This window comes from Maribacter arenosus (assembly GCF_014610845.1).
Classification (GTDB): domain Bacteria; phylum Bacteroidota; class Bacteroidia; order Flavobacteriales; family Flavobacteriaceae; genus Maribacter_A; species Maribacter_A arenosus.
Window position 1 is genome coordinate 994,022 of the sequence record NZ_JABTCG010000001.1, and the last position, 13,472, is coordinate 1,007,493.

At 39.8% G+C, this 13,472-nt stretch carries 10 protein-coding genes; 6 read left to right on the forward strand and 4 right to left on the reverse strand.

The features are described 5' to 3' along the window. Window positions 1-91: 91 nt before the first annotated feature. From nagB to HPE63_RS04345, 4 genes are all read left to right on the forward strand, one after another. Complete coding sequence (gene nagB / locus HPE63_RS04330) at window positions 92-2,020, forward strand: glucosamine-6-phosphate deaminase (RefSeq protein ID WP_188312986.1); 1,929 nt, start codon at window positions 92-94, stop codon at window positions 2,018-2,020. Between the two features lie 65 nt (window positions 2,021-2,085). Continuing rightward, the gene (locus HPE63_RS04335; protein ID WP_188312987.1) at window positions 2,086-3,594 is read left to right on the forward strand and encodes a glycoside hydrolase family 10 protein; all 1,509 of its coding nucleotides are present in this window, start codon (window positions 2,086-2,088) and stop codon (window positions 3,592-3,594) included. Between the two features lie 9 nt (window positions 3,595-3,603). After that, window positions 3,604-4,878 carry an MFS transporter gene (locus HPE63_RS04340; protein WP_188312988.1) on the forward strand — a complete coding sequence of 425 codons (1,275 nt, stop codon included), beginning with the start codon at window positions 3,604-3,606 and terminating at the stop codon, window positions 4,876-4,878. Continuing rightward, window positions 4,871-6,463 (forward strand): glycoside hydrolase family 3 protein, encoded by a 1,593-nt coding sequence (locus HPE63_RS04345; protein ID WP_188312989.1) that lies wholly within the window; start codon window positions 4,871-4,873, stop codon window positions 6,461-6,463. Before HPE63_RS04340 ends, HPE63_RS04345 begins: the two co-directional genes overlap by 8 nt. Window positions 6,464-6,530: 67 nt before the next feature. Here the strand turns inward: HPE63_RS04345 and HPE63_RS04350 are convergent, their stop codons facing one another. Together HPE63_RS04350 and HPE63_RS04355 are read right to left on the reverse strand one after the other, a co-directional pair. After that, window positions 6,531-7,337 carry a 3-keto-disaccharide hydrolase gene (locus tag HPE63_RS04350; RefSeq protein ID WP_188312990.1) on the reverse strand — a complete coding sequence of 269 codons (807 nt, stop codon included), beginning with the start codon at window positions 7,335-7,337 and terminating at the stop codon, window positions 6,531-6,533. Between the two features lie 93 nt (window positions 7,338-7,430). Then, window positions 7,431-8,942, reverse strand: coding sequence for a Gfo/Idh/MocA family protein (locus tag HPE63_RS04355; protein ID WP_188312991.1), 1,512 nt, complete (start codon window positions 8,940-8,942; stop codon window positions 7,431-7,433). 381 nt (window positions 8,943-9,323) lie between these two features. Between HPE63_RS04355 and HPE63_RS04360 the strand changes: the two genes are divergently transcribed. Further along, a complete protein-coding gene (locus HPE63_RS04360) occupies window positions 9,324-10,400 on the forward strand; it encodes an anhydro-N-acetylmuramic acid kinase (RefSeq protein ID WP_188312992.1) in 1,077 nt (358 codons plus the stop codon). Window positions 10,401-10,411: 11 nt separating this feature from the next. Here HPE63_RS04360 and HPE63_RS04365 read toward each other — a convergent pair whose 3' ends face one another. Together HPE63_RS04365 and HPE63_RS04370 are read right to left on the reverse strand one after the other, a co-directional pair. Further along, entirely contained in the window at window positions 10,412-11,080 is a 669-nt protein-coding gene (locus HPE63_RS04365) for a 3'-5' exonuclease (RefSeq protein ID WP_188312993.1), read from the reverse strand. A 1-nt stretch (window position 11,081) separates the two neighbouring features. Then, window positions 11,082-12,992, reverse strand: coding sequence for a DUF294 nucleotidyltransferase-like domain-containing protein (locus HPE63_RS04370; protein ID WP_188312994.1), 1,911 nt, complete (start codon window positions 12,990-12,992; stop codon window positions 11,082-11,084). A gap of 207 nt (window positions 12,993-13,199) precedes the next feature. Here HPE63_RS04370 and HPE63_RS04375 point away from each other — a divergent pair, with 207 nt between their 5' ends. Beyond that, the gene (locus HPE63_RS04375; protein WP_188312995.1) at window positions 13,200-13,460 is read left to right on the forward strand and encodes a DUF4212 domain-containing protein; all 261 of its coding nucleotides are present in this window, start codon (window positions 13,200-13,202) and stop codon (window positions 13,458-13,460) included. The last annotated feature ends 12 nt before the right edge of the window (window positions 13,461-13,472 follow it).

A 13,472-nucleotide genomic window follows, 5' to 3' on the forward strand; every position in this document is an offset into this window, starting at 1 on the left:
CAGGCAATTTACTGCAAATAAAATTGCAAAATACTGCATATATTCAGTTTATTTATTTACATTTGCAGTACTAAAAATCAAGAGCGATTCTATGAAAACAACTTTGGATAAAAAAGGAATAGATATTAGTTACAAACCCGTTGGTCAATTTGAAGAAACACGTTTCGAAAAAATACACAATGTAATCTTCGAGGATTCGAATGAGGCGTCGATTCGGGTTGCAGAAGAAATTGCAGATCTTATACGAAAAAAACAAGCTGTTGGCAAAAATTGCGTCCTAGGCCTTGCGACTGGTTCTTCGCCGATTAGGGTGTATGAGGAATTGGTACGTATGCACAAGGAAGAAGGGCTCAGTTTTTCCAATGTGGTCACTTTCAACCTCGATGAATACTTACCTATGGACAAGGGCAATATGCAAAGTTATTATTATTTCATGCATGAGCATTTGTTCAATCATGTTGACATTCCTTCTGAAAACGTAAACATCCCAGACGGGAAAATAACCCAAGGGGAAGTAGTGGATTATTGCTTGGCTTACGAAAAAAAAATAAAGGATAATGGTGGACTCGATTTTCAATTATTGGGTATCGGGAGAACTGGTCATATTGGCTTTAACGAACCGGGTTCGCACCGTAATTCAGGGACTAGGGTAATAACGCTTGACCACATTACCAGGGTTGATGCAGCTCCAGCATTTTTAGGTATTGACAATGTTCCTAGAAAAGCGATTACCATGGGAATCGCAACGGTACGAAATGCAAAAAGAATTGTGCTTCTCGGCTGGGGACATAATAAGGCGGAAATCATTAAAGATACCGTCGAAGGCAATATATCATCGCAAGTACCGGCCACCTATCTCCAGGAACATAATAATGTAACGTTCGTACTTGATGTTGGTGCGGGCAGTGAATTAACCCGAAATAAGACCCCATGGTTGGTAGGCTCTTGTGAATGGACAGATGACCTTACCTCAAAGGCCATTGTATGGTTGTGCGGAAAAACGGGTAAATCGATTTTAAGCATAACCGATAAGGACTATAATGACAATGGGATGTCGGATTTATTGTCAATAGAAGATTCTTACGATTTGAATATAAAGATGTTCAATAAACTTCAGCATACGATTACGGGTTGGCCTGGTGGTAAACCCAATGCTGATGATACCAGTAGGCCAGAACGCGCCGTACCTGCCAAAAAACGTGTAATTATATTCAGTCCACACCCCGATGATGACGTTATTTCAATGGGAGGAACCTTCGACCGATTGGTTGAACAGGGGCACGAGGTACATGTTGCCTATCAAACTTCAGGAAATATAGCCGTTTCGGATAAAGAGGCTTTGAAATTTGCTGAAATTTCAAATACAATTACCCCATCAAAAGAGGCTCAAAAAATAATCGACGGAATATTGAGTAAAAAGGAAAACACCTTCGATTCCTTGAATGTAAGGCTTCTCAAAGGTGCTATTCGTAGAGGTGAGTCGTATGCGGCAACTCGTTATTTAGGTCTACAAGATTCGAATGTACATTTCTTGGACCTGCCTTTTTATGAAACGGGAACAATTAAGAAAAATAACCTGGGGGAAGCAGATATTGCTATCATGGTAGACTTGATCAATAAGGTAAAACCGCATCAAATCTATGCAGCAGGAGATTTAGCCGACCCGCATGGTACCCATAAGGTTTGTTTGGATGCCGTTTTTGAAGCTATGAAAAGACTTAAGGAGGAACCGTTCATGAAAGACTGTTGGCTATGGCTTTACAGAGGGGCCTGGCATGAATGGGATATCAACGATATCGAAATGGCCGTACCTATGAGTCCAAGCCAAGTATTGAAAAAGCGATATGCCATTTTCTGTCACCAATCCCAGAAAGATGGGGTAATGTTCCAAGGGGACGATTCACGGGAATTCTGGATGCGTGTCGAGGAGCGAAATAGAGGTACCGCAGAACGTTACAAAGCACTGGGCCTAGCCCACTATGCTGCCATGGAAGCCTTTGTTCGATATAAATTTGATTAAAATTACTATCAATAATTAGCTAATTAAGGCCTATTTTAGTGTAAATAGGCCTTTTTATTACCGCAATGATCAGAAAATACAGCTTCCTTCCCTTCTTCTTGTTTTTCGCTTCTTGTAGCATCTTCAAGCCAATTCAACAACCAAAGACCGAATTTAGAGGCGTCTGGGTGGCCACTGTGGTTAACATCGACTGGCCAAAGAATGGGAACGATGCCGTTGATAAACAAAAGGCAGATTATCTTAAAATCCTGGATTTCTACAAAGATCTCAACTTCAATGCGGCTATAGTTCAAATAAGGACTGCAGGGGATGCGTTCTATGATTCTACATATGCCCCATGGTCCCGTTTTTTGACAGGGAAAGAAGGAAAGGGACCCAATACCGAAAATAATCTCTTAAAATGGATGATCGATCAGGCCCACCTTCGAGGCATGGAATTTCATGCATGGCTAAACCCGTATCGTGCAACCTTTGATCTAAAAACAGATATCCTTAGCCCTACGCATGATTTTAACCTGCACCCGGAATGGATGATAAAGTATGGCAAGAAACACTACTACAACCCCGGCCTACCTGAAGTAAGAAAGCGATTGGTAGATATTATGCTGGAGGTCACGAGCAATTATGATATTGATGCCCTTCATTTTGATGATTACTTCTATCCCTATAAAATCAAGGATGAAATATTCCAGGATTCACTGACCTACGCTTACCACGCCTTACAAAATCAATCCTTGGAAGATTGGCGACGAAGCAATATAGATTCCTTGGTAATGAACATCCACAAAACAATAAAAAGCAAAAAGCCTTGGGTACAATTTGGCATCAGTCCGTTTGGGGTTTGGAAAAATAACAGCACAGATCCAAAGGGTTCTGACACAAGGGCGGGACAAACAACCTATGAGGACTTATATGCCGATCCCCTTACTTGGATGGAGATGGGCTGGATTGATTATATTGTACCACAAGTGTATTGGAGTATGGAACTACCGGTGGCCTCGCATCGTAAAATAGTCGATTGGTGGGCTAACAATACCAATAACACCAATCTCTATATCGGGAATGGCCCTTATAAAATTCGAAATAATAGCGATAAGGCATGGGAGAATAAAAAAGAGCTTCCTAAGCAATTAAAATTGTCAAGAAGTAATAAAAGCGTTCAAGGCAACGTATTTTTTAGTGCCAAAAGTTTGATCAACAAACATCCAGACGTTGTGAAAATCCTAAAACGAAAATTCTATGGTTCCCCGGCGCTAAACCCTATTTCCCCTTTAGCCCCGAATAAAAAGGCTGATAACATAGAATTTGAATCCTTGAACATAACGAATGAAAACTATCTACTTCGTTTTTTAGTTTCTGGGGATTATCGCTATGCCATGGTCTACCCAACAGGGAAAAATGCAAAAGACTCCTACCCCATAAAAAAATTGCTCCTCAAAACAGTGGTAGAAAACGGAAACAGCATTACCCTTCCTAAAAAGGTCCTTAAGGGTAAAAAAAGAATTGCAATTACGTTTATTGACAAATTTGGATATGAAAGCAATCCGATCAGCCTACATTTGAATTCTATTTAAGTACGATATATGATACAAAAAGATAAATGGGCCTGGGCCTGGGTTCCCCTACTCTATTTTACCCAAGGATTACCCTATGTACTGGTCGTAACCGTATCTGTCATTATGTATAAAAAACTGGGTGTAAGTAATGAGGATATTGGACTCTACACCAGTTTATTGTACCTGCCATGGGTACTTAAACCCTTATGGAGCCCATTTGTTGACCTCAAAAGCACCAAGCGAAATTGGTTTTTAGCAATGCAACTATTGATTTCTGTTGCACTTTTAGGGGTAGGCTTAAGTTTGCCAACCCAAATGTTCTTCTTGACTACATTGGCCTGTTTCTGGATGGCTGCATTCGCCTCGGCTACCAATGACATTGCCTCCGATGGGTATTATATGTTGGGGTTGACCGAAAAGAAACAATCCTTTTTTGTTGGTATACGAAGTACGTTCTATCGTTTGGCCATGGTGACCGGCGAAGGTTTGATTGTCATTATGGCCGGATTTTTAGAACAGAAATACGGCGACAACACCAAAGCTTGGAGTATGACCATGATCGCGACCGCTTTCTTGATGCTGGCATTGACTTTATCCAACTTTTTCGTGACGCCTAAGTATGAATCGGCATTAACCATGGCCAAGGACAAACCCAAAGGGTTCTTGGAAGTTTTTAGCTCATTCTTCAACAAACCCAATATAGCCATCGCTTTGACCTTTATATTAACATATAGGCTAGGGGAATCACAACTGGTTAAAATGGTAGCGCCATTTTTATTGGATTCGACCGAAAAGGGGGGCTTAGGCTATACAACGGAGCAATTGGGAACCATTTTTGGCACTGTCGGGGTAATCTTTTTATCATTAGGAGGTATTTTGGGAGGTATTTTGATATCCCGCGATGGTCTAAAAAAATGGATGCTGCCCATGGTACTTTCGCTTAATGTTCCAAACATACTTTATGCACTTCTTGCCTTCACAAAAACCACGAATATGATAGCTGTGACCGCTACGGTGGTGTTCGAAAAATTTGGTTATGGATTTGGATTTGCAGCCTTTTTAATGTATTTGATCTACATCGCAGAAGGAAAATCAAAAACATCGCACTATGCTATCGCCACTGGGTTTATGGCCCTAGGAATGATGTTGCCCGGTATGATCAGTGGATATATACAACAATGGTTGGGCTATGGTGGTTTTTTTATCTGGGTGGTCATAGCTTCGCTGCCGGCCTTATTTCTATTAAAATTCATAACCTATCCTGCAGATTTTGGTAAAAAAACAAAAAACACCGATGCCTAGATTATTACCATACAAGCGCGCAACCCATCAATTGACCCCTAATGAAAAAATCGGACAGTTGTTTATGCCCGCAGCATTTATTAATGATTCAGAAGAAGAAATACAAGCCCTTGAAAATCTCATTGCTGAAAATCATGTAGGAGGACTCTGTTTTTTTCATAGTAGGGCCAGTGCCGCTACCAACTATGAAGGCAAAAAAAAGGTAACGTACAATGCGCAGAGTTTTCGAACACTTCAAAACTTAATAAAACGCTACCAAGAAAAAGCAAAATATAGATTACTAATCGCCATTGATGCCGAATGGGGTTTGGCCATGCGTATCGAAAATACACCCCAATATCCTTACGCCTTAACATTGGGTGCCATCGAGGATAATATGGATTTGGTATTCCAAGTGGGTAAAAATATTGCCCATGATTGCAAACAAGCAGGCATACACTATAATCTAGCTCCAGTTTCAGACATTAATAGCAACCCTAAAAATCCGGTAATTGGATATCGTTCATTTGGTGAAGACAAATGTAATGTGACCGAGAAGTCCTTGGCTTATCTTAAAGGCATGCAAAGTGTTGGTATGTTGGGTAGCGTTAAACATTTTCCAGGTCATGGGGATACAGCGGTTGATTCCCATTTAGGCCTACCGATCATAGAAAAAACCAAGGAAGAATTATTGAACAACGAACTTTATCCGTTCAGGATACTAATTGAAAACGGGGTAGATTCGGTTATGGTAGGTCATCTGGCGGTTCCGGCACTTTCAAGTGGAAAGCATATTCCTTCAAGCCTATCGAAAGACATGATAAAAGGATTGATACGTAAAGAATTTGGTTTTGAAGGAGTCGTTATTTCCGATGCCCTTAATATGCACGCCGTAGCTAAAAACTATACGATAAAGGGAGAGTTGGAATGGTTGGCCTTTGACGCCGGTAATGATATTCTCTGTTTTGCAGAACAGGTTACTGCGGGAATTGAAATGATTTTGGAAAAAGCCAGCAATGTTCAGATCGAGGAAGCTTTTAAACGCGTATGGTCATTAAAAGAAAAAGCGGTGAAGGCTGAAGTGAAATTACCTACAACCCTAATTAATCCGGACACGCTAAATGAGGAAATCGCCAAATCATGTATCACATTGCTAAAAGGGACCAAAGAGGATATTACCAGATTTAGAGATAGTGGCTTTATCGGTATTAGCAATGCGTTAGAAACCGAGAGTCTGTTTTTCAAAATGATCAAAGAAGGTCAAGATTTCTGTAGGTATTCTTTAATCAATGTTTCTACGGCTACTATCGATGAAAAAATTGGGGAAGAAGAAAATATTCTTTTGTCTTTAGTCCCACCCCAAGTAAAACCAACCGATGATTTTGGATTTACCCAAAATGAGGTCAATATGGTCAATCACCTTTTACGAACTAACAACGTAATACTATATCTTTTTGGAAACCCTTATGCATTGGGGGTTTTTGATTACCATGAGGCCCATGCGGTAGTTTTGGCCTACCAAAATTTCGAAATGTTCCAAAAAGTGGCAAGTGCCCATTTTCTTGGTCAACTCCCTGCGAAAGGGAAACTCCCCGTGAAAATATAATTTACAAAAAAAGCCCCACACAATTCAATGAAAAGTGTGGGGCCTAAATCAATTATCGTTTAACTCCTTATAGTTCCTTTATCTTGATATTTCGGAACCAAACATCATCCCCATGGTCTTGTAACCCAATATATCCTTTAGCAGGTACATCGGCCCAGTCAGGATTTAAAGCTGGGAACTTGCTCCCGGCTACCATTTCGTTCCATTCCGGTGTCCAAAGGTGGTATTCCACAACATTCTCACCATTTTGCTTATGAACAACAGTGCCCTTAAATACGGTAAGTTCTATTTTATTCCATTCACCCGCAGGTTTGGCATTCTGTGGTTTGGCCGGAATTAAGTCATACAACGATCCTGCCATGCGATTGCCATCTTTGCCCAATTTGGCATCAGGGTGTCTTTCATTGTCCAATATTTGCATTTCAGGAGCGGTTTTCCAGATATAGTCCAACTTTTCTTCCCCTAAGTAGAAAATTCCAGAGTTACCCCCTTCTGAAATTTTCCATTCCAAACTCAACGTGAAATTTTGAAATTGCTTATCATAAATGATATCCCCTCCATCTTTCGCACCTGCTTCACCCCGTCCAGAGCCTAACATGTGTAAAGTACCATCGACGATTTCCCATGCCGCAGGAAAATGATCTTTTTTATACCCTCTCCAACCTTCAGACGTTGTGCCATCAAAAAGCATGACCCAACCGTCGGCTTTTTCGGCTTCCGTAAGTCCATTCATTGGAGATTCTTCTTGTGATTCGGCTACCATTTCGGTTTCAACAGCCTCTTCCTCTTTTTGCTCCGCCTTTTTATCCTTGCAACTTGACAAGACAGGTAGTAAAATCAAACTAAAAATTACAATTAAACTTATTTTTTTCATTTGTTAACTCTTTTATGAATTTTATGGGTAGCACTTGTCGTAATTGACAAGTGCTATCCATAATTTGTTATTTGATAAATCTATTTAATGCTATTAGGCTGGCATATCGGGCAATGACCATCCTTCCCTATAGGTATGCTTAACCAATTCCTCAGAATAGGCCAATGCGTTCATAGGCTCCGTCCAATCTTTGTTGAAAGTTGGGTGGCCATCATGAATTTTGAAACCATCTTTAATAACGGTTCTAATCTCCTCGTTGGCTCCAATATTGGTGAACTTCATATTTACACCATCCCACTCAAGAATCTTATTCAAGGCCTGTAAGCGAACTGCAAGTACGCCCATTACAACCATCTCATTAAATGGCCCTGCTTCGGCAAAATCGGAAGTACATGGCTTTCTGTTTTCTGCGCTTTCTTTACACGCCCTTACCCAATCCATTTCATGTGCTCCTTGATTCCATGCAATGCCTAATTCATCCTCAACACGTCGTTCTGTTTTTGGTGCGGAAATTTTCCTGCCTGACAATAATTCCGGTTCTACGCCATAGCAACCTACATGAAGAATGTCTTTGGTGCCGTAGAAGAACGTACCACCACCACTTTTATTAGGTTCTTTGCCTGCTGGCCAATTATCTGGTAATTCTGGTTTTATACCACCATCGTACCAATGGACATCAACTTCTGGCAACTTCATCTTTCCGTGCCTTCCCCTATCTGGGAAAGTCAATTTAGCTGCTTGTGATACAGGAGCAGAATCATTCAATAACAATGAGGAACTTGCCTGTACTTTGGTTGGATATCCCAATTTAAGACCTTCAAAAACAGGATGCAAAATATGGCAGGCCATATCTCCAAGGGCACCGGTTCCATAGTCCCACCAACCTCTCCAATTCCAAGGATGATATACCTCATTAAAAGGTTTCATTTTAGCCGGTCCGGTAAACAAATCCCAATTTAAAGTATCTGGCACCCAATCGCCTCTTTCAGGTGTATTCAATCCTTGAGGCCAAATAGGTCTATCGGTAAAGGATTCTACTTTGGTCACATCGCCGATTGCTCCGCTCCAAAGTATTTCACATGTTTCAGCAACACCGGCACCAGAAGCACCTTGGTTCCCCATTTGGGTAGCCACTTTGTGTTTCTTCGCTAATTTTGTCAATAACCTGGATTCGTATACAGAATGCGTCAATGGTTTTTGCAGATAAACATGTTTGCCCATCGTCATCGCATGTGCTGAAACAATGGCATGTGTATGATCCGCTGTGGCCACTACGATTCCATCAATTTCATCACCCATTTCATCGAACATCTTACGCCAATCCCAATACTTTTTAGCATTTGGATATCTGTCAAATGCGCCTTTCGCATACTTCCAATCCACATCACAGAGTCCTACAATATTTTGTGATTCCAAATTCTTTAAGTTGGCAAGACCCATGCCCCCAACGCCTATTCCGGCAATATTCAATTTGTCACTTGGGGCAACATGTCCCAGTCCACTAACGGCATACGACGGGACAATGGTAAACGCTGCAGAAGCGGCCAAAGTTCTGCCCACAAAATCACGCCGGGTTAAAGTATTCTCATTTTTTTTCTTACTCATATTGTATTACTTTATAATCGGTTAATAAAACAGTTATTCACTATATTAATTGATTAAGGACTAGTTATAATAATTACATTTCGTCCTAAATAAAACTTTTGAATTTGGCATTTAAGATAAGTCGAATTAACGACTTGAAATAACAATTATTAAAAATACACAAATTATTTAAAAATCAATAATATGAATTTATCAAAAAACAACAGAATTTAACCTTGAGATATAATCCCGTCGATTAGAAATACAACTAGAATACCCGATATTGAGCCCTTATAAAAAAGCTGATAATTGTAAAAGAATGATATTTTATACAACATTGAAATTGAATCTATTTATCTTTCACACCAGATCCTTAGAAAATCATTTAAACCGATACTGTAAATGAAAACATACAAGGTTATAGGCTTAATGTCAGGCACCTCTTTGGATGGACTTGATTTAGCTTTTTGCCAATTCAAGAAAACCTCAGATCGATGGGAATACCAAATAGATCAAACCAAGAGCATATCTTACGCTGCTGGGATGAAAGAAAAGTTGAAAAATTCAATCTATCTTTCTGCTGATGAGCTTTTGATATTTAACAATACCTATGGCGAATGGCTTGGCAAACAAGTAAGGTCATTCATTGAGCATAATCGCTTAGATCTGGATTTTATTGCAAGTCATGGCCATACTACACACCATCAACCTGAAAAAGGCCTAACATATCAAATAGGTTCTGGTCAACATTTGGCGAATGTAAGCGGATACAAGGTTGTCTGCGACTTTCGAACAAATGATGTTGCGATGGGTGGACAAGGGGCACCTCTTGTGCCCATAGGTGACCGCTTATTATTCGGTGAATATGATTTTTGCCTTAATCTCGGTGGAATAAGTAATATTTCGTTCGAAAAAAACGGACAGCGTATTGCGTATGATATTGGATTGGCCAATATGATCCTGAACCATATTACCCAAAAAATCGATATGCAATACGATAAAGGAGGGAAACTGGCCCAAAGTGGAAAACTTAATCTGAAAATGCTTAAAGCATTGAACGCATTGGATTATTATGCCTTACCATTCCCAAAATCAACCGGGTATGAATGGTTCATGGACAAAGTAGTACCCATCATCGAAGCCACCGATGACCGTATCGAAAACCTCTTACATACTTCCGTTCACCATTTGTGTGAACAGATTGCCATTCAAGTAATTCGCAATAATAACAAATCAAAGGCAAGCTTATTGATCACTGGTGGTGGTGCACTTAACGATTTTCTAATTGCGACCCTAAAAACAAAATTAGGGGAAGCCATTGAAGTAATTGTACCATCCAAAAAGTTAATAGAAAATAAGGAAGCTTTGATATTCGCCTTAATGGGCGTTCTGCGAATAGAACAGGAAATAAATGTGCTAAGCTCTGTAACGGGAGCTAGTAGGGACTCTTCGAGTGGTGTGGTTTTTTTACCAAATTAAATTTAGGTTCCTTATAATAATCCTCGGCGCTCTGAATTAAAAAACAGGTCACTTACCTTTAATTTTCCGCTCCGCGATAAATTCGAAACTATCTTCAAAAAGACCAGCCCGGTTAAAAAAGCGTCCCCAGCAGCGGTATGCCGGTCATGTTGCCTTAACTTGAAGATAGCACACAGCTGATCAAGGGAATGCCGATTTTCCTTATTTTCACACAGCGTGGTTTTCTTGAACAGCACACCAGTATCCAATACCTTGTTCTTAAGTTTGGGAAGTCCCATTCTGGCCAAACTTTCGTTGATCATCGCAATATCAAAAGCGGCATGATGGGCCACTAAAACAGAATTTTTTATGTATCCCAAGAAGGTGATGATCGCCTCTTCTTCTGCCAATTTAAGCAGGCCACCCTCTTTTAAAATTCCATGAATGCCAACGGTACCAGCATTGAATACTTCTTGTTTTACATAAAGCTCCAAGGAATCCCCAACATCGATTTTCAGATGAAAAACCGACAAGGCCCCAATTGACAATAAGCGGTCTTTTCTAACATCCAGTCCAGTCGTTTCCGTGTCGAATACCACGAAACGAACGGCGTGTAAATCCTGTGGAAGCTTCTCCTTGAAATGACCTGTATAGGCCTTCCAAAATTCTGGTTTACCTCTTTTTAAAATCCTACTGAACATGCTACATCATTTGGGCTAGGTTAAATCGTACTTTGATTAATTCCTGAATATCCTTTATAGAACCAAAGCATCCTTTTAATTTTAAACGGTTTGACTTACTGAGCGATTTTAGGTCTATAAATCTACCCGAATCCTTATGCTTTAATCCTTCAACGGTCCTAAAACGCAATAGAATTTTAAAAGCATCCATACAAGCATTATAAAGCTCTTTATTTTGAGGTTCCAATTCCGAAAGTTTTTCAAACCTTTTTAAGGTATTATTATGATCCTTTATGTTTTGAGATAACACTAATACCCTAGCTGCATCGACCAAAGGCATCATAGCCCTGGCTTTAATATCGAACAAGTCTTTATGTTCCCCGCTATGTTCCACCAAAAATTGCCTAAAGAAGCTCAAAGGAGGTGGGTTTTTAATAGCATTCATAGCCAAGAAATTTAAAAATATACTGTACCTATCAATCGATTGAAAAATACTTTCCGTCATTTGATCAACTAAGTGCACATCGCCATACACGCGATTATAATCAAAAAAAATGGTTGAGAGCATTATTTTATCTTCATCAGGGCGGGTGATCCAATCCTTGAACTGGTTTTTCCATTCGGAGAGCGATAAACACCATTTAGGGTTGTTGGCCATCATTTCGGCCGGGCAATATTCAAATCCCACAACATTCAATTTTTCCGTAATCAAATGGGCCAGTTTAAGAAAGTATGATTTTGTTTCATCAAATTGTTCAGCAGGTACATCGGCAAAAACGAGTGCATTGTCCTGATCGGTCAAAAGCAACTGTTCCTCCCTGCCTTGACTGCCTAAGGAAAGCCATGTAAAGGTTGTGGGCGGTTGGACGCTCATTTCGTCCAAGGAAAGTTCTATCACCTTCTCCGTAATGGCCTCATTGATAGCCGAAATTATTTTTGAAACAAAACTGACCGGAATATGCTGAACGAGATAGCGGTGCATTAAATCTTGGGCTTTTTGGCTTACATTCCTGAGGTTTTCAGCAGTAAGCGCCCTTTTTACCTCCTTGATTAAAAAAGAGGGATTATTGCTTTGGGCCACCACAAGGTCATGTTCGGACAAAACCCCAACAAGTTTTGATTCCACTGTCCCGTCCTTAGTAATACACAGGTGGGTTATTTTATTTCTGAGCATTGTTATTTGCGCCTCGGCAATGGAAATATTTTCAGAGACCGTAATCACTGGCGAACTCATAATCTGTGATACCTTATCGGAAATAGAGAACTTTCCCGTAGCGATCTTGGTGCGTAAGTCCTTGTCGGTAATTATTCCTTTGGGTCGGTTATCCTTGGTGATGATTATCGAGCCTACCTTTTTTTCGGTCATAGTCACTGCTGCCGTCCCTATTTGGGTATCCTCTTGACAGATTACCGGGGATTTTCTATGCGTCACAGTCTGTATGTATGCCAAGTGATCCGTATCCTGACTAAATTCTCCCTCCAAGGAATACAGTCGGCCTTTTTCCCTTTTTAAATGAGGATTTAAATTATTGGATGCGAAACTGGCTATAATAAATTTACTCGCATCTACATTACTAGTAATATATTTTTCCAGTAAACTTGAAGATATAGCGTAGACAATACTCTCTTCAATGGCTTTTGCGCTTAACCGATAATCACTTTGACGAATAAGTGCCCTTAATCCAAAAATATCCCCTTCATCACACTTATCCACAAGAATATTCCCATCCCTAAAAATACCTATGGCACCATCCTTAACAACATAAAATGCATCGTGTAGTCCTTCATCTTTCTCAAATACATAATCATCAACTTCATAATAACCAATTTTGACCTGTTCACAAATTGTCATCAACTGCCCTTCTTCCAAGCTGTTGAAAGGTGGAAAGTCCTTTAGAAAGTCATAGATGCGTTGTGCAATCGTATTTTTCATAAACTAAAGATAATCAATGAAACCTACTCAAAATATGAAGTGTGCCATAATCTGAGTATTGTATTACTTGTTCGTAATCTACATCACCCCAATGGAATATTGTACAAATTGGAAATGCTTTTATATTATAGTTTCAAATAACTATATTAGTACAATAAGATTATAATATCCCGATTCCATTTCAAAACCTTTGAAATAATACATCCTATGTCCGATCATCAAAAAAAGGCCACCGCCTATTGGAAAGAAAACGTTAGATATCTTTTTATCCTCCTCGCAATCTGGTTTTTGGTTTCCTTTGGGGCGGGCATTCTTTTTAAAGACGCTTTAAATGCTTTTAAAATTGGAGGTTTCAAAGTTGGCTTTTGGTTCGCCCAGCAAGGTTCAATCTATGTATTCGTGATTCTGATTTTCATCTATGTAAGATTGATGAATAAACTAGATGAAAAATACGGGTACCACGAATAGTCACCAACCATA